We start from the raw sequence: 16,099 nt of genomic DNA on the forward strand, positions 1-16,099 counted from the left end.
CAGGTCGATCAGCGAGGTCGCCGCGTCCGCTCCGCGCGCCTCGCCTCCCCTCAGAACCGTCACCCTAAGTTGGATTCGCCGAAAGTGTGATGACCTGGGGGTTGTATGACGGATTCGTTGGTGAACGGGCTCTTCCTGGTGGGGGCGTCGCTGCTAGCCCTGGTCGGGGTTCTCGCAACGCGCGGCGAACCACGGCTGGCAAAGGAACTGCAAGCACTCAACGCGATCATCAAGGACATGCCCAAGGGCGAAGAGAGATCGGCGCTCAAGGAGCGACGAAGCAGGCTCGCATTGAACTTCGCGCGGCGAGGTCAGATCGCCCTAGCAGATCTGGTCATGTATGTGATCTTCGGCGGACTACTTCTCATGTACGTGCCTCTCTCAATCTCCCAGATGCTCGGCCGGGAGCCGGAGCAGGTCTTCACCCAGGTAGTGCTATTTGTCATGCTTGTGGTCTTCACGATCGGCGCCGTGGCATTCCTACTCGGCGTCGCTGCAGGATTGATCATCGGAATCTCTGCGCTCATCCGATGGGTTCGGGGTCGTCGCGGTCTCAACGCCAATCCCGCTGAGGGTTCCCCCGCAGCCTCGTCCAGCCACCCGTAAAGCCGGCGCTGCTATTCGGAGTTAGCGCGATTGCCGGTCCTCCAACGCGCGCGTCCCGCGCGGCGGTGAGTACTCGCGCTATCCGGACGTGAGAGGGATGTGCGGCAGAGGCTGAGGATCCTGCTCGACCCACCACGCGCCGACTGACTCGAAGTACTCAGGGAGGCAGCTCTCAGCCGTGACCTCAAGGCCGACACGGGCTTCATCGGTGGGCGCGGTGATTTCGTAGTCGAACGTGCGTTGGTTGTCGCGGATTGCGTATATCGCGCTGGGCTGCGCTCCGGCGGTGGTTACGCAGTCCCGCCAGTCGAGCAGAGCCTGCTCATACTCGGTGGTCGAAACGACTCCGTCGCTGAGGATGGCGCGCTGGTACTCGGAGGCATCCTGCAGCAGAACGTCGAGCGTCCGTCCACTGCCTGGCCCGGCGAGACGCTCTTCCTGTGCCCGCACGACCACCCACCCGCCGGCGGCAACCGTGAGCAGCGACGCGGCGCCAATGACCGCCGTGGTTCGTGCCCACCGGCGGCGAGCGGCGGCGGATTCTTTGCCGCTCGGGTGTGCGGAGACCGGTCGGCGCCAATGGTGACGTAATCCGTCAAGCCGCAGCATCCAAGCCTCGCCCGGAGTCGGACCCGCGCCGCCTCGCGCGTCATCGACGTCGAGCAGCGTGGTCAACACGAAACTGCCGTGCAGGTCTCGCCACCAGCGGGGATACCAGCGCAGCAACCTCTCGTACTTGCGCTGGTTCGGCGGCTTCATCGGGCCGCGACGGGGGTCGTGATGACCCGCGTCCCTGCAAGGGCGCGACGTGCGGCGCGCGCTCTGCCTTCTAGGTTGGAGGTCTCTTCCGTGAGTGCATGGCGTCCGGACTCGGTGAGGCGGTAGTAGCGTCTCGCACGGCCATCGACGACCTCTTCGCGATCCACATCGACCAGGCGTCCGCGTTCAAGTCGCTCGAGCGCGGCATAAAGGGTGGGAACCTTCAGCGAGACGATTCGGCCGCCGCCTGCCGTACTCAGCAACTCGACGTCGCGCAGGATTCCATATCCGTGCTTGCTGGCCTCGGCGAGTGACACCAGGATCCAGAACGACACCTCATTGGCCACTTCGCGGAGATCCGAACTCATGCGACGAGCATATTCTGTCGATGAGAGTATCGACAAGAGGTCGGCGGGCAGACAACTGCGGCGTTCACGTGCCGCGCGTTTCGTCGGTGGGTGTGCGGGCACTTGAACCCCCACGTTGAAGATTGACGTGAACTCACTCGGCCGAATCGGACAATACCCAGTGTGACTAACCACGACGGCGCGATCATTGCCCGCTCCCTGAGTCAGCGGGCCGCGTTCGCCGAGCTGTACGACCGGCACGAGCGAGTCGTGTATCGCTATGCCGCTCGGCGGCTCGGGGCCACACATGCTGACGACATCACCTCCGAGACGTTCCTCGTCGCGTTCAGCCGACGCGAGACCTTCTCCGGTGGCCCAGATGCACGCCCATGGCTACTGGGCATCGCCACCACTCTCATGCAGAAACACGCCCGGCAGGAAGCCCGAGCGTGGAAGGGAATGCTCGCGTCCGATCTGGCCCGCGTCGATATCGACCACATCGAGCAAGCCGAGGCCCGGCTCGACGCGCGAACCCTCGCCCGTCGACTCGGCCAGGCGCTTGCACGGCTTCCGGCCGGCGACCGCAACGTGCTCCTGCTGAACACCTTCGCCGACCTCGACTACGCCGGCATCAGCGAAGCACTGAGCATTCCCATCGGCACGGTCCGCTCACGACTGAACCGCGCACGCCAGAAGCTGCAAACCGCGATCGCCCCGGCACTCAAAGACGACAAGGAAGAGACCCATGGACGAACTTTCGCTCCTGCGCCGAGCGCGGACTGATATCCCCGAACGCACCCCCGACCAGATCGCTCACGGACGGGCGGCGCTGTTCACCGCCATCGAGGACGAGTCCCCGTTCGGGATCGTCGACCCGGCTGAGCGCGCAGCGACCACAGCGACGGTGAAGCCGGTCAAGCGCCGGCGTCGCCGCGTCGCCGCGTGGACGAGTTTCTCCGTCCTGGGAGCGAGCGCGCTGACCATCACGCTCGTCGCGGTCAACGTGGTCGGAGTCCCTGGGGTGGAGGTCGGTGCCGACCCGGCGGCTGCGAGTGTGCTGGGATCGGCGGCAGCCGCAACGCTCCAGTTCAGTGACCCTGTGGTCGGCGCCGGTCAGTACATGCGCGTGCAGACCGACGCTCTCTACCTGGGGCAAGGCAACGTCCCCGGCGATCCCGAGACGCCTGCCGCGTTCCTCGAGAACGCCCACGACGAGCTCTACGTGCCCGCGAACCAGGAGGACGAGTGGGTCTGGGTTCGGTGCGTGCGCACCCTCGCCGAAACCTTCGGACCGGAATCCGAGGCGTTCGCCGCGCAGGTCGCGGAAGACCAAGCCAAGTACGACGCCGACATCATCCGCCGATTCCCCGCAGGCGTCGCGCCCAGCGGGTTGATTAACGGCTACGGAAACGGGACCACCACCAGCGACGACTACGACGCTCTTCCCAGCGACCCGACGCAGCTGCTCCAGGCAATCTACGAGGTCAACGGCGAGACCGGCCCGTCGCGCGACGGGCAGGCGTTCGAGTGGATCGTCACCACACTGCGCGGTGGAACCGTACCCGCCGAGTTCCGCGCTGCCCTCTATAAGGCGACCGCGGAGATCCCTGATGTGACAGTCACAGAAGGCCAGGCCACCCTGAACGGCAAGACAGGCGTTGCGATCGGCCGCCTGGAACCGTCATCCAACACTCGCCGGGACATCATCATCGATCCCGCCACCGGGCGGTTCATCGGCGAGCGAGAAATAGCCGTCGACGGCTGGCCAGGCGTCCCCGGGAACACCATCATGGCTTCGACCGCGGTGACAACCACCGTCGCCGACGCAGCCCCCACCGACACCGCGCTCTGCGGAAGCCACAGATAAAGGCATCCCATGAAGGTCGACGCCACCCTTCGAGGCATCACCCCGGCAGACGTATCGCTCCCACCGACTTTCCAGATTGACCTCACCTGGGTGCTCGCAGAGGCCAGCGAATCGCCGCCAGACCAAAAGCGAGAAAGCCGATAACGCGTTTACCGTGCGGAACGCGCGGAAGATGCATTACCCATTGTCCCGCGTCGAACGCGACCAGCCGAGTACCCGTCAAGCGCCCCTGACGGTCCTTCCCCGCGCATGAGTGGGTGTTCCGGGTTCCTGCCGGCGTTCGCGCATCAACTACGTAACGAAGCTCTCCCTTGAAGCGGCGTTGCTTCACCATTGGCGCATGCGACCAACGCGGATGCCTGCGGCTATCGGGGCGTTGGTCTGTCTAGCGCCGGCCTTAGCGGGGTGTGTCTCGGTGCAGAGTTGTCCCGGCTGGGCAGGGTACGAGACAGCCCGACGACGCCGCCGACAGCGCCGATGCCGTCGTAGTAGGGCGCGTCGTGGAGAAGGTCTCGACGACAGACTTCAATGGAGCAAGCGCGAACGTCTGGTCTGTCGAGGTCGCCGATTGGATAAAGGGCGACGGCCCCGACCGCATCAAGGTCCTCTCGCCGCCGTCCACCTGTGGTCCCAACACAGATCCGTACCTCGACGAGGGGGACCCGCTCGAGACGGCCTCCAGGCACGGCCCAACAGCGCTCTTCCTCGTGGGCGACGATCTCGACTGGAGGACTATTAGCCCGGTCCAAGGGCTCGTCGAGCTGGCGCCGGACGAGCACATGCCGACAGCTTGGCCAGCCCCGTAGCCGGTCGTCCGCCGTGCGCTGTCATTGTCTATGCCTGCCCCGGCGCCCGGATCGTTACGGGAACGCTCCGGTGATCTGCTCCGCAAACGAGCCGACAGTGCTGAGCGCCACTGCGAGCACACCCGCAGCGACGATTCCGAAAACCGCGACGCGTCCGACACTGCTTCCTCGCACGATCGCCGCGACGAGCACCCCTATTGCCGTCAGAACAGCGACAGTCTGACCGGCCACAACGGCGAACGCCACGTACACGAACGTGTCCGTACCAGGCTCGAAGCCGCGCGGACTCGCGAGCATGATCAACCCCGGCACCACGAAGACGCCCACAACGAGAAACACCCCAGGCGGTATCTCACGTCGGACGCGGATCTTCGGCGACGTGTCCTGAGAGGCGCTCATGTCGACAAGGTATCGCCTCTTCGTGTAGCAGACAGCCGCCGCCCGCTTGCCGGTCCGTTATCGGACCGACCGCGTGACGGGGCTCCGCTGCACGCCACTCCCCTGCCGACAGCGGTGCGATGCCCGTTTACCCTGTTCGGTCCTCTGCGCGCTCAGCGCGCCGTAAACGCTCGCCCAGGCGACGAGCCCAATAGTGAGAAACCGGGTAACGCAGTTCCCCAGCAAAGCGCATCGTCTTCGCGTCTAGTGCGAATAGGCCGCTCCCCTCGGCCTCCGCTGTATGGGCGCCGCACGAGCTCAATCATCGGCCGGCCGATCGCTCGTCCTCGCTCACACCCCATAGTGTCCGCGAGTCCGTCGAAGGTTTGGAATTTCCTTTCCGGCACGAGACCGGTTTGTCTGCCGCTGCCAATACAGACGGTGCGCGACCGGGCTAGCTCTCGAGAAGCGGTGGCAACGTCACCATCCAGACAACCAACTTGCCCACGATGGCGAGGAAGAAGCCAACCATGATCACCAGAATGACGGCACCGCGGGTGTATCCACTGCGCCTCCAGAAAGCAGCAACCAGGACACCCCAGGCGATGAGCGCGATCGCGCCTGTCCAGCCCAGGATTCGACCCCAGGTCCACACAGCATCTTCGCTCGCGGTCGGCCCGTACACAGGCACTTCCCCTGCGAGCGAAGCCACCTGCGACACCCCCATCCAGAGGAGAACGACCGCGGGCACATAGCCCGCGACGATCCATCTAGAAGGTCGGGAGGTCAACGAGATCATTCGTCCACTGCCCATCGGCGCGCGCGCGAAGGTACGCCCGGCCCTTCGCCAACCCGACGACACCGACCTCGATACGCCCTGCTCCGCTGGCGACGTATGCCTCACCCTCGCTGCTCTCAATCCACCTCACGAGCGAAGGCCGGTCACTCTCCCCTATCGGGCCGTTGCTGATGGTCTTCCACCTGTAGCGGACGATCTCTTCTTCGGTCTTCTTGCTGCTACCGAACCGAACGTGGGTGATCTCGATGGCCATGCCGCCTCCCGTGTATTCAACCGATGCGGCGCGTTTGGACGCCGTCAATCGTCTGTGTCAAGAAGCAGCGATTCCTGACATCGCGGAGGCTCTGGGGCCGGTCGCAGCGGAGAACAACCTCGATGTCAGGAAGTGACGCCTCCTGACATATACAAGGTGAGGGCGTCACGATGTGCCCCCGGGTGGAAGTACAGGAGAACGGTGTTCGCGGCAGAGGACTTTGCAGAGTTCTATCGCGAGCATCGGCGTACCGTGTGGAGGTTCGTGCGACGAAGAGTCGATGACGAGAGTGCCTGCGACGACATCTGTGCCGAGGTGTTCGAGCTCGCCTACCGAAAGCTCGATCCCTCCCACCCCAACCCGGCGGGGTGGCTCATCCTCACCGCGACCCACATCATCCAGGCGAATTCACGTCGTCGACGACGTGAATTCCAAGCGTTCCGTGACCACGCAGTCCTGCATACGTCGGCTGACTGGCAGGACCCGCGGCTCGAGCAGCTCGCCGAAGCCTGGCAGCGGCTCCCCCACCGTCACCAACAAGTGCTCCAGCTGCTGATCTGGGACCAGCTGAGCGCGGCAGATGCCGCCGTTGTGCTGCGCTGCTCGGAACAGTCGGTCTGGAAGCGGGCAAGCCGGGCACGACAGGCACTCCGAGACGTATGGCCGACAGAAACCGATGACACCGCCGAGGGAGGTCGGTCATGGGACACGATCCCGACGCCGTGAACGACGCCCAGATGGACGCACTGATCCGGGGGCTAGATCCTCTCCGTGAGCTCAAGACCGACGAGCCGCTCACCCTCCGCGAGCAGGCAACGCTGCAGCGGATCATGGCGCAGCCGCAGCAGCGCGCCTCGTCACCAGCCTCGGTCTCAGCCCGCAGGAACCTCCCACTTGTCCTGTCGATGGCGGTCACGGCGGTCGTCGCCATGATCGCGATCGTTCTGGTGTGGCCGCCGGCGACACCTCGCGCTGTGGCCCTCACCCCACCGCCGCTGCAGTTCTCCAGCTCGTCCCAGCCCATCGGAGAGGTCGTCAGCATGGCACAACGGATGCTCACGAACGGCCATCACAGCGCCCCAGCCGCAGAACGCAAGGTGTCGTCCCTCGGGTGGTACCTCCAGATGGACCACCTCCCCTCAGGCGGGACCAGCTCGGTGATTGCACCTCAGATCATTGACCTCACCTGGCAGGCCGATGGGTCGGGGCACGAGGTCATCACTGCCGGGGTGCCGTACCTCGCCGACGGCTCCACACCTCCGGACCCCGACCTCGCACCGGCGGTAGGTTCGCAGCTGTCCGAGACGACCTACCCCGCTGGAGGGTTTGGATCGCCCATCGATCACATCCCCGGCAACACCGAGGCAGATGTGCGGGAGCTGCTGTCGGCGTACTGGTCCCCCGTGGCAGCAGACCCGTCAGCGTCCGACATCATTACCGCAGTGTCTAACGCTTTCGGGTCCTGGACCCTCACCGATGAACAGCACGCACACATCCTCACCATGCTGGCCAGCGCCCCCGGCGCGACCGTCGCGGGCGCAGCCGTAGACCGTGCAGGACGTGACGTCACTGTGATCGCCGCCGATTCCACCACCAACCCCGACTTCCGACAATTGCTGCTGATCTCGAACGAGACCGGCCGCATCGTCGGCACCGAAGATGTCCGCCTGACCCCGCTCGGAGACCTCCTCCCCGCCGGGGCCGTCACCTCCTACACACTCTGGGAAACACGTTGAAGCACCGCACCACCACCCTCACCACCGTCCTCACCATCGCGCTCGCCCTCACCATCGGAATCGGCCCCGCCGCGAATGCGAACGAGCCGCTCGATCCGCGCATCTCCTACGCGCTCGACGCGCAACCCGGTGGGATCCTGATCAACTCGACCACCGTCGTCTGGCCGGACACCGGCGCGCAGCTGACCATCCCCTCCACGATCACGCCGTTCGGGTTGTCGTCGAAGTGCCCCACAGGCACCATCTGCGCGTTCCAGTCAGCCAACGAGGGCGGCGCCCGCCTGTCCTGGGGAAGCTGCAGCACCTTCGCAACGACCGCGCTCGCATCCGTCGGCTCCGTCGCAAACGCCCGCTCAATCGGAACAGTGCAAGCACGACTCAGCACCACAGTCGTGGCATCAACGTCAGCCGGCAACTTCGCCAACGTGTACAGCCCCACCGACAACATCCGGTGCTACTGACACTGACCACGACCACCATCGACCGGTGCATCCAGGCGGAAGGTTCCATCGTGGGATGCAGCGGTCAGTGGAGCCAGGTATGACGCCGATCCGCGACCCGATATGGAGCACTCCCCCAACAGGGCGAGGGGGCCACGAAAGGGCAGACCGGTCGTTGCGTCAACCCCCACGGCTCAGCGGTCCTCGATGTCGACCAGCCAGCCCGCTAGTGAGCGCCTTCTCCGCTCGATGGGCGGATCGCCTATCTCGGGGAGAACTGCTGGCGGCTCAGCTTCATTCTGAGCAGGAGGCAGCCGAACGCCGCGAGCGGGTTCGAGCAAGGCGGTGCCGTGCACCGGCGTGACCTCGATCACATAGCGAGACGGCCGCGAACCCATGGATACGGCACCAGCGAGCTCGTGGCGGACGATCGGCCATTCCTCGCCGTCCGGAGGCATTACGGCGTCCGGCGGCGCGCCGTGACCTGGGCGGCGCAGCGAGCGACGTTCCGCGACTTCGTGCGTCACGGCATGGACAGCGATCACGCGACCATGAACGCGATCGGCAAACTCCTCTTCATGATGTGACTCGACCGCGTCCACGGTCGTGACCAGCGAGGGACCGAGCAGCTCATCGAGCGAGGGATCTGGGTGTCGCGATTCGATGCCGAAGTCGACCTCGTCGCCGACCGCGAACGCGTCGCCGCAGCATGCCCACTCCCACTCCGTCAGCCACACCCGCGTCATGCACCCACGCTAGCGAGCGGACGCTCGAGGAGGGTCCGCTTAGGCGCACTTCGCTTCGTGTGTGATCACTTCGAACACGGCCGCGGGCGGACCGTCAAAGGCTGGATGCGCGCCGGTGGAAGGGGCGATGCCGATAATGGCCGGGCGCACGAGTCCCCATGGGATTGAGCGACTGCGGTGGAGGTCCTCGTGACGCCGGCAACCCTATGCTCAAGGTCATGGTCCGAGGTAGAACCGCCGCTGCAGCTGCGAGCCTCGCTGCGTTGAGCCTACTGCTAACCGGGTGTCTCGGAGCAGGTAAGGAGTTCCCGCCTTCCGGATCCCAGGACCCCGCAACCGTGGCAGCGCGTGCTGCCGGAGTGGAAGAGGAGCAAGCGCTCCTCGAGCGTGCTGCGATGCAGCCGCCTATCACCGCGGCAGCGTCGGACTCATGCGACGCCGGTGAGGACAGCTGGAAGATCCACGACTCGTACTACTGGATCTGCTCCCACGTCACCTACTGGGTCGTTCCCGAACCACAGCCAGACCCCGTACTCATCATCGCTGCGTACCGTGCGCACCTGGAATCCATCGGATGCGAACCTGACGAACCCTCGTTCGGCATGGCCGCCGACTACTGGGCAACGATGAGGGTCGCCGGGGAGAACGCGCACGGCGAACCGTACACCGTGGATTCGTTGCCTGATGTTTTCGCGACCTGCGGTGAGGACAGACGGCGGGTATCCCTCCGGTTCGGAACGGCCGCCGGCGTGAAGGGCGACGCGCTCCTGTTCGCCTTCGGCGGCGAAGAAGTCATCGAGCAGACGCCCTTCGATCGTGCAGCGCTGCAGGCAAACACGACACCGCTGGTCGTGACCCTCACGGTGGGCACCAAGTACCACAAGATCTCGCGGTACGAGGATGATGAGCCGGACGAACCAGCGTCGCCGCTCGGGTGCGCCTGCTACAGCGGCAGCACCTGCGATTGCCCCGGTGGCTGACGGTGGCCGGGCTGGTCACGGGGTACATCACCCTTGGGATCATCGTCCTCACCACCGCGTTCTGGGTCCTCTTCGTCGTCGGCGCGTCGGCCGTCAGCAGTGTGAACGCCTGAATACGGAACAGCGCATGCGCACAGTCACGCCGCAGCGGACGGTTGGATGGGCTTTGCGTCACGGAGTGGCGCGTCATCTGTAGAAGTCAAGACAAGCCAATGGAGCGCCAGTGGCTGACACGCCGGCAGGTTGGTACGACGACGGATCGGGAACGATGCGGTGGTGGGACGGTGTGCGCGCGCGACGGTTGCGACAACCTGGCGATCGACGCTGATATCGATCACCACTGCGCGTCTCACGGCCCGAGCCGCGGCGAGACCGACATCTCGAACCTCGGTCCCCTGTGCGACCCCGACCATGCCCTCACAGGCACCACGCTGCTCCGACATCGGCGGCGAGAGGACGGCAGCATCGAGGTCGAGTTCCGCACTGGGTATCGGACCCGGAACCCGTTCGCGGATCTGCGCGAGCGCGTCAGAGCTCCTCTCGACCAGATCGCAGATCCGCAGGAGAACCCGCCCTTCTGACATCAGGTGCGGCACGATCGAATCGAACCGCGATAGTCGGGCGCGACCTTGCGCGCCCGACGAGGCTGAATGTCGAAGGAGGGACCGTGATCGCGATTCTCAACCGGGTGATCGAGCTCGTCGAGGCCGACCTGGCCGATGTCGTCGATCTCGCCGATGTCGTCGGAAACCTCGGCACCACCGAGTACCACGTGCGCCGCATGTTCGCGTCGCTCGCTGGCATGCCGTTGTCGGAGTACATCCGACGTCGGCGTATGTCCGTCGCCGCAGGCGACCTGCTCGGCGACGGCGAGATGCTCGACATCGCTGTGCGCTACGGCTACGGCTCCACGGAGGCGTTCGGTCGCGCGTTCCGGTCGGTCCATGGCGTCAGCCCCGCTGACGTGCGCCGCGACGGCGGTCCCCTTCGATCGCAACCGCAGCTCAGGTTCCGCCTGACCGTAGAAGGGAATACACCCATGGACACCCGTATCGTCGAAAGGCCTGCTTTCCAGCTCGTCGGCCATGCCGCACGCGTGCCCCTCATCCACGAGGGGGTCAATCCGCATATCCAGGCGCACATCGCCGCGCTCCCCGTCATCGAGCACGCCCGGCTCAAGAGCCTGAGCAGCACCGAGCCGGCCGGGCTCCTGCAGGTCAGCGCCGACGTCGATCCCGATTATGCCGAGGGCACGCAGCTGACCTATCTTCACGGTGTCGCGGTGGGTGGTGACGAGTCTCCTCCCGACGATCTGGACGTGATCGACGTCCCGGCAGGTACGTGGGCGGTCTTCCGCACGGAAGGGCCCTATCCCGCCGCACTGCAGTCCACCTGGGCGGCGACGGCGAGCGACTGGTTCCCGTCGAACCCCTGGCGCCTTCGGCCGGGCCCCTCCATCGTGGCGGTGCTCGATCGATCCCCCGACTTCAGCTCCGCGACGTGCGAGCTGTGGCTGCCGGTGGAACGCGAGTAGCCGGAGCGGCAGCGGAGCGGGCGGCGTGAGGTGGTCGCAGGCATCGACCACCACGCGCCGCCTCGTTCGATGCCGGCGCCGGCAGGACGAGCACGAGGTTGATGTGCCGACGGGTCTCTTCGACTCCTGGCACGACCGATCAGACAGCCCCCGCATCCGCCGCCGAGACCGGTTACGTCGCACTCGGTGAGCTTCGCATGTACGAGGAAGTCCATGGCGCCGCCGACGGCGCATCGCACGGAAGCTGAGATTCGCGCGATCGCGTCACCGACGCTCATGACCGTCGGTGACGCGGACATGGTCTCCCCCGATCCACCCGCAGAGGGCGGCGGAGCCGGTTGGGGGAACTGCTCCATCCCGGTTAAGGCAGGATCGACTGCACGATCCGGTCGAGGGCATCGCGCGTCGGCCTCAGGTCTCCTGCGCTCACGTAGAGGAGGTGCGCACTCCCCACCAGGCTGAGCGCCAGCGCGGGAATGTCGGCGTCTTCGGGAATCCAGCCGACCTCACGCTCCGAGGCGAGGACGTCGGCCACCACCGACGTGGTGTCGGCGAACAGCGGGACCTCAGGGGATCTGTCGCGTTGCAGTCTGCGGCGCAATCCCCCGCGGCTGATCAGGATGCTCGCAAGGCCCAGCGTCGTCGGAGTGAACGCCTGTTCGAGCACATCTGTCACCGCCGCGGAGGCTGAGTCCGCGACGAGAGGCTCGATGCTCTCGATCCGCCGACTCTCCTCGGCGACGAGCGCGCTGAGATAGTCGTCGAAGTCGGCGAAATGGCGGTGCAACACCCCCTTCGCGACGCCAGAGGTGTCTGTCACCGCCCGGGAGGTCAGTGCGGACGCGCCGTCCGACGACAGCACGCGACGTCCCGCGTCCAGCAGGAGGGTGCGCGCGTCGTCAAGCGCTTTTCCAGTCGGCACGACTCCTCCTTATGGGCGCGCGCCCACTCGAACGGGCGGACGCCCATCTTACGCGGTGCTCGACCCGTCAGCCCCCTCATCGTGATGGCCTCCCCCGACGCCGTCTCGCGGACTGCTGAGCACGCCACCCGGTTGGGCGATCCGGTCGAGCTGCGGGGAATTGAAGGGCCTCGCACCCGGATCGAGCCATCGAGCGCCGGGCACTGACGAATCGGCCGCGGACGCCGGAGCGTCCGCGGCCGGACGATGGTTCAGAGGCCGGCGGCGTCGTCGGTCGTGCTCGTGCTCCGGCGCGTGACCTGCTCGTTGACGTTCGGGTCGACGGCGGTGCGCGTGACGGACTCAGAACGCCGACGGCGCGCCAGCAGAACGATGCCGACCACGAAGATGACGGCTCCCGCACCCATGAGGATGTAGCCGATCATGTCGAGATTCACCCAGTCGACCTCCACGTTCACCGCGAACGCGAGGATCGCTCCGATGGCGAAGAGGGCGATGCCTGCTCCGATACTCATGCGAGGTGTCCTTTCCGGGGCGCGGCGATGAGCCCTCCCCTGCTTCGGGACGAGAAGTCCCACCCGTACGGTCCCGCAGGGACGGCCCCTCGCGGGAGGGGGTTGACATGACACGGATGCTGCCGCAACGCGTACGCGCGGCGCCCGGTGTCCGCCCGCCTGTGGGGCGGCGGCGGGCGGCAGCATCCGTCTCGGTGACTACTGTGGAAGGGTGCACAGTCTGTCCCGTCCTCGCACGACGGGACCGCGAGCATATGCCTGGATCATCTGGACGGTCGGCGTCGCCGGATACGTCCTCGCGATCACGAACCGCTCGTCCCTGAGCGCGGTGGGCGTCGACGCGGCGGCGCGTTTCGACGCCGACGCCGCCACGCTGTCGCTCTTCGCGGTGGTGCAGCTCGCGGTGTACGGCGGCATGCAGATCCCGATCGGCGTGCTGCTCGACCGGTATGGTGCCCGGCCGATCATGACGGTCGGGATGCTGCTGATGGCGGTGGGACAGCTCACCATGGCGATCTCGCCCAGTGTCGGGGTGGCGATCCTCGCGCGCATGTTGCTGGGAGCCGGAGACGCCGCGATCTTCCCCGGGGTGCTGCGACTCATCGCGACGTGGTTTCCCGCGCAGCGCGGCCCGATCATGGTGCAGCTGACCGGCATCGTGGGGCAGGCCGGCCAGCTGGTGGCGCTGATCCCGCTCGCGGCGCTGCTGCACGCCACGTCCTGGACGATCACGTTCGGCAGCATCTCCGGACTCGGCGTGCTGTTCGCGATCCTCGTGTTCCTCCTGATCCGCAACCACCCGGCGGACCGCGACGAAGACGTGTCGGTCGACACCGACACCGGCGCGATCCGGGTCGTGACGTCGTCGGTCGACACCGGCGTCGGCATCCGCGCGGCCTGGGCGCACCCGGGGACGCGCCTGGCGTTCTGGTCGCACTTCACGACGCCGTTCGCGGGCACCGCCTTCGTCCTCCTGTGGGGCATGCCGTTCCTCACCGCCGGTGAAGGCCTCAGCACAGCCGGAGCCGCGTCGATCATGTCGCTGTACGTCGTCGTGGGCATGGCGCTCGGGCCGATCATGGGCGAGCTGTCGCGGCGTAACCCGCATCTGCGCTCACGCGCATTGGTGCTGCCCACCGTCGCCGTACAGGCGCTCGCCTGGCTCGCCGTCATCGCGTACCCCGGTCCTGCTCCGCTGTGGCTGCTGATCGCGCTCGCCGTCGCCCTTGCGACCGGCGGACCGGCCTCGATGATCGCGTTCGACCATGCCCGCACCCACAACCCGTCGCATCGACTCAGCACAGCGACGGGGGTGACCAATGCCGGCGGCTTCCTCGCGGCGCTGGTCGCGATCCTCCTCATAGGTCTCGCGCTCGACCTGCAGGGCGCCGGCACGCCGGCGACGTACAACCTCGACGCGTTCCGCCTGGCGTTCCTCATGCAGGTGCCGCTGTGGGCGCTCGGCAGCACCTTCATCGTCGTCGAGCGCAAGCGCACACGCATCCGTCTGGGAATGGAGCCGCCGAGGCCGCCGCGTCTCCCACGCGGCTGAGCGCCGGAGCCGCGCGACTCGAGCCCGCATCCGTGAGATGGCGGCATTCGCTCGATACTGTGTCCCTGTCCGGGGAGGAAGAGCTGCCCGGATCGAAAGGATGCCCGTGTCCGATCCCCTCGTCATCGCTCCGGAGGTGCGCGACGCCGTCGCAGCGGGCGATCCTGTGCTCGCACTCGAGTCCACGATTATCACGCACGGCCTGCCGCGGCCCCGCAATGTCGTGGTCGCCCTCGAAGCCGAGGCCCGCGTACGGGCGCTGGGCGTCGTCCCGGCGACGATCGGCATCGTGGACGGCCGGCCTACCGTCGGTCTTTCGCCTGATGAGATCGAGCGCCTCTCGACGATCGAGGGCGTCGTGAAGGCGAGTGTGCGCGATGTGCCGGTGGCGGTGGTCAAGGGGCTGAGCGCCGGCACCACTGTCGCCGCAACGGCGCACCTCGCGGCGAGGGCGGGTGTACGGGTCTTCTCGACCGGAGGACTCGGCGGGGTGCACCGGGGCGCCGCGCGGACCTTCGACGAGTCCGCCGACCTGCCGACTCTCGCGGGCCTCCCGCTCGTGGTGGTGAGTGCGGGCGTCAAATCGATCCTGGACATCGCGCTGACCCTCGAGCGGCTCGAGACCTTGAACCTCGCCGTGGTGGGCTACCGCACCACGGACTATCCCGGCTTCTACATAGGCGACTCCGGCCACGACGTCGAGTACTCGGTGGACTCCCCCGCCGAGATCGCCGCGATCGCCCGCACGCGCGATGCCCTGGGCATCACGTCGACGCTGCTGGTCGCCAATCCGGTGGCCGCGGATCGCCAGCTCGACCCGGCGCTGCATGACGACGTGCTTTCGAGAGCGCTCGCTGCGGCCGAGGCCAAGGGCATCTCAGGGCACTCCACGACGCCGTTCCTGCTCGACTTCTTCCAGCGCGAGACGGGCGGGCGCAGCCTGGACGTCAACGTGTCCGTCTACCGCGGGAACGTCGACCTGGGCGCGCGCATCGCGCAGGCGCTCGCCGGCGACTCCTGATGCTCGTCGTGATCGGCGATCTCGTCGCCGACCTGATCGTCCTCGGTGGCACGGCGCTCGAGCGCGGCACGGACAACCCCGCCGAGGTGCGCCTGACGCGGGGAGGAAGCGCCGCGAACGTGGCGGTGGCGGCTGCGGTGCGGCATCCGTCCCGCTTCATCGGCCGTGTCGGCCAAGACACCCTCGCCCTCGCGCTCGTCGGAGAACTCGAGGCCGCCGGCGTCGACGCCAAGGTGCAGCGGCACGGTCGCACCGGCTCGATCGTCGTGCTCGTGGACGCCGTGGGCGAGCGCACCATGATCACCGACCGTGGCGCCGCGGCCGAGCTCGACGACATCGACCCGGCGTGGCTCGCCGACGCCGATTGGGTCCACGTGCCGCTGTACGGCTTCGCGACGGTGCGCTCGACGCGGGCGGTGACGGATGCTGCGACCCGGGCGTCCGCGCGGGGTGCCCAGGTGAGCCTCGACCTGTCGAGCGTGGCGACGATGCGCGCGCTCGGCGGTGAGAGGCTCCGGCGCGTCCTCGCGGAGCTTCGCCCTGAAGTCGTGTTCGCGAACGATGACGAGGCGCGTCTGGCCCGCGAACTCGGCGTGGAGCGCACTGGGGTGTACGTGGTCAAACGGGGCGCCGAGCCCGTGCTGGTCTCCGCCGACGGGGCGACGACGGAGGTGCCCGTCGAAAGGGTGGACGACGTCGTCGACTCGACCGGTGCGGGCGACGCCTTCGCAGCGGGTTTCATCGTGGCGGCGCTGGAGGGTGCCGACCCGCGCGAGAGCGCCCGGGCGGGCAGCGTGCTCGCGATGAGGGCGCTGCGCCGGCCGGGCGCTCTGTGACG

At 67.0% G+C, this 16,099-nt stretch carries 21 protein-coding genes; 13 read left to right on the forward strand and 8 right to left on the reverse strand.

The annotated features are described in order from the left end of the window. The first annotated feature begins 120 nt into the window (after window positions 1-120). The gene (locus tag MRBLWH3_RS11820; RefSeq protein WP_363432048.1) at window positions 121-606 is read left to right on the forward strand and encodes a hypothetical protein; all 486 of its coding nucleotides are present in this window, start codon (window positions 121-123) and stop codon (window positions 604-606) included. 78 nt (window positions 607-684) lie between these two features. Here the strand turns inward: MRBLWH3_RS11820 and MRBLWH3_RS11825 are convergent, their stop codons facing one another. Both MRBLWH3_RS11825 and MRBLWH3_RS11830 read right to left on the reverse strand, forming a co-directional pair. Continuing rightward, the gene (locus MRBLWH3_RS11825; RefSeq protein WP_363432051.1) at window positions 685-1,365 is read right to left on the reverse strand and encodes a hypothetical protein; all 681 of its coding nucleotides are present in this window, start codon (window positions 1,363-1,365) and stop codon (window positions 685-687) included. Continuing rightward, complete coding sequence (locus MRBLWH3_RS11830) at window positions 1,362-1,733, reverse strand: PadR family transcriptional regulator (RefSeq protein WP_363432054.1); 372 nt, start codon at window positions 1,731-1,733, stop codon at window positions 1,362-1,364. The genes MRBLWH3_RS11825 and MRBLWH3_RS11830 overlap by 4 nt, the downstream gene beginning before the upstream one ends. Before the next feature lie 162 nt (window positions 1,734-1,895). Here MRBLWH3_RS11830 and MRBLWH3_RS11835 point away from each other — a divergent pair, with 162 nt between their 5' ends. From MRBLWH3_RS11835 to MRBLWH3_RS11845, 3 genes are all read left to right on the forward strand, one after another. Next, window positions 1,896-2,495, forward strand: a complete 600-nt coding sequence (locus tag MRBLWH3_RS11835) for an RNA polymerase sigma factor (RefSeq protein WP_363432057.1) — start codon at window positions 1,896-1,898, stop codon at window positions 2,493-2,495. Then, a complete protein-coding gene (locus tag MRBLWH3_RS11840; RefSeq protein WP_363432060.1) occupies window positions 2,458-3,579 on the forward strand; it encodes a CU044_5270 family protein in 1,122 nt (373 codons plus the stop codon). Before MRBLWH3_RS11835 ends, MRBLWH3_RS11840 begins: the two co-directional genes overlap by 38 nt. 500 nt (window positions 3,580-4,079) lie before the next feature. Next, window positions 4,080-4,385, forward strand: a complete 306-nt coding sequence (locus MRBLWH3_RS11845; protein WP_363432063.1) for a hypothetical protein — start codon at window positions 4,080-4,082, stop codon at window positions 4,383-4,385. 54 nt (window positions 4,386-4,439) lie between these two features. On the opposite strand, the gene MRBLWH3_RS11850 is transcribed toward MRBLWH3_RS11845, so the two are convergent. The 3 genes from MRBLWH3_RS11850 to MRBLWH3_RS11860 all read right to left on the reverse strand — a co-directional run bounded on the left by MRBLWH3_RS11850 (window position 4,440) and on the right by MRBLWH3_RS11860 (window position 5,815). Continuing rightward, a complete protein-coding gene (locus MRBLWH3_RS11850) occupies window positions 4,440-4,784 on the reverse strand; it encodes a hypothetical protein (RefSeq protein ID WP_363432066.1) in 345 nt (114 codons plus the stop codon). 433 nt (window positions 4,785-5,217) lie between these two features. Beyond that, window positions 5,218-5,562: a hypothetical protein gene (locus MRBLWH3_RS11855; protein ID WP_363432069.1), complete on the reverse strand. Its 345-nt coding sequence runs from the start codon at window positions 5,560-5,562 to the stop codon at window positions 5,218-5,220. Next, window positions 5,534-5,815 carry a DUF3892 domain-containing protein gene (locus tag MRBLWH3_RS11860; RefSeq protein WP_363432072.1) on the reverse strand — a complete coding sequence of 94 codons (282 nt, stop codon included), beginning with the start codon at window positions 5,813-5,815 and terminating at the stop codon, window positions 5,534-5,536. Before MRBLWH3_RS11860 ends, MRBLWH3_RS11855 begins: the two co-directional genes overlap by 29 nt. A 201-nt stretch (window positions 5,816-6,016) precedes the next feature. On the opposite strand from MRBLWH3_RS11860, the gene MRBLWH3_RS11865 reads away from it, so the two are divergent. The 3 genes from MRBLWH3_RS11865 to MRBLWH3_RS11875 are packed head-to-tail and all read left to right on the forward strand — an operon-like array spanning window position 6,017 to window position 8,012. Next, the gene (locus MRBLWH3_RS11865; protein WP_363432074.1) at window positions 6,017-6,541 is read left to right on the forward strand and encodes an RNA polymerase sigma factor; all 525 of its coding nucleotides are present in this window, start codon (window positions 6,017-6,019) and stop codon (window positions 6,539-6,541) included. Then, on the forward strand, window positions 6,517-7,551 hold the full coding sequence (locus MRBLWH3_RS11870; RefSeq protein ID WP_363432076.1) for a hypothetical protein: 1,035 nt from the start codon (window positions 6,517-6,519) through the stop codon (window positions 7,549-7,551). The genes MRBLWH3_RS11865 and MRBLWH3_RS11870 overlap by 25 nt, the downstream gene beginning before the upstream one ends. Continuing rightward, window positions 7,548-8,012, forward strand: a complete 465-nt coding sequence (locus tag MRBLWH3_RS11875; RefSeq protein ID WP_363432079.1) for a hypothetical protein — start codon at window positions 7,548-7,550, stop codon at window positions 8,010-8,012. Before MRBLWH3_RS11870 ends, MRBLWH3_RS11875 begins: the two co-directional genes overlap by 4 nt. A 173-nt stretch (window positions 8,013-8,185) precedes the next feature. Here the strand turns inward: MRBLWH3_RS11875 and MRBLWH3_RS11880 are convergent, their stop codons facing one another. Beyond that, on the reverse strand, window positions 8,186-8,737 hold the full coding sequence (locus MRBLWH3_RS11880) for a DUF6578 domain-containing protein (RefSeq protein ID WP_363432081.1): 552 nt from the start codon (window positions 8,735-8,737) through the stop codon (window positions 8,186-8,188). 338 nt (window positions 8,738-9,075) lie between these two features. Between MRBLWH3_RS11880 and MRBLWH3_RS11885 the strand changes: the two genes are divergently transcribed. The 3 genes from MRBLWH3_RS11885 to MRBLWH3_RS11895 all read left to right on the forward strand — a co-directional run bounded on the left by MRBLWH3_RS11885 (window position 9,076) and on the right by MRBLWH3_RS11895 (window position 11,251). Next, the gene (locus tag MRBLWH3_RS11885) at window positions 9,076-9,717 is read left to right on the forward strand and encodes a hypothetical protein (RefSeq protein ID WP_363432083.1); all 642 of its coding nucleotides are present in this window, start codon (window positions 9,076-9,078) and stop codon (window positions 9,715-9,717) included. A 212-nt stretch (window positions 9,718-9,929) separates the two neighbouring features. Continuing rightward, a complete protein-coding gene (locus MRBLWH3_RS11890) occupies window positions 9,930-10,298 on the forward strand; it encodes a hypothetical protein (RefSeq protein ID WP_363432085.1) in 369 nt (122 codons plus the stop codon). 86 nt (window positions 10,299-10,384) lie between these two features. Beyond that, window positions 10,385-11,251: an AraC family transcriptional regulator gene (locus MRBLWH3_RS11895; RefSeq protein ID WP_363432087.1), complete on the forward strand. Its 867-nt coding sequence runs from the start codon at window positions 10,385-10,387 to the stop codon at window positions 11,249-11,251. 361 nt (window positions 11,252-11,612) lie between these two features. Here the strand turns inward: MRBLWH3_RS11895 and MRBLWH3_RS11900 are convergent, their stop codons facing one another. Further along, window positions 11,613-12,173, reverse strand: coding sequence for a TetR/AcrR family transcriptional regulator (locus MRBLWH3_RS11900; RefSeq protein WP_363432090.1), 561 nt, complete (start codon window positions 12,171-12,173; stop codon window positions 11,613-11,615). Window positions 12,174-12,424: 251 nt separating this feature from the next. Next, the gene (locus MRBLWH3_RS11905; protein ID WP_363432092.1) at window positions 12,425-12,688 is read right to left on the reverse strand and encodes a DUF6458 family protein; all 264 of its coding nucleotides are present in this window, start codon (window positions 12,686-12,688) and stop codon (window positions 12,425-12,427) included. A gap of 211 nt (window positions 12,689-12,899) precedes the next feature. Here MRBLWH3_RS11905 and MRBLWH3_RS11910 point away from each other — a divergent pair, with 211 nt between their 5' ends. The 3 genes from MRBLWH3_RS11910 (at window position 12,900) to MRBLWH3_RS11920 (ending at window position 16,097) form a co-directional block, all read left to right on the forward strand. Then, window positions 12,900-14,240, forward strand: a complete 1,341-nt coding sequence (locus MRBLWH3_RS11910; protein ID WP_363432095.1) for an MFS transporter — start codon at window positions 12,900-12,902, stop codon at window positions 14,238-14,240. Window positions 14,241-14,340: 100 nt separating this feature from the next. Beyond that, entirely contained in the window at window positions 14,341-15,261 is a 921-nt protein-coding gene (locus MRBLWH3_RS11915) for a pseudouridine-5'-phosphate glycosidase (protein WP_363432097.1), read from the forward strand. After that, entirely contained in the window at window positions 15,261-16,097 is an 837-nt protein-coding gene (locus MRBLWH3_RS11920; protein ID WP_363432100.1) for a carbohydrate kinase family protein, read from the forward strand. The genes MRBLWH3_RS11915 and MRBLWH3_RS11920 overlap by 1 nt, the downstream gene beginning before the upstream one ends. Window positions 16,098-16,099: the final 2 nt, after the last annotated feature.

The sequence above is a fragment of the Microbacterium sp. LWH3-1.2 genome, from assembly GCF_040675855.1.
In the GTDB taxonomy this organism is placed as follows: Bacteria; Actinomycetota; Actinomycetes; order Actinomycetales; family Microbacteriaceae; genus Microbacterium.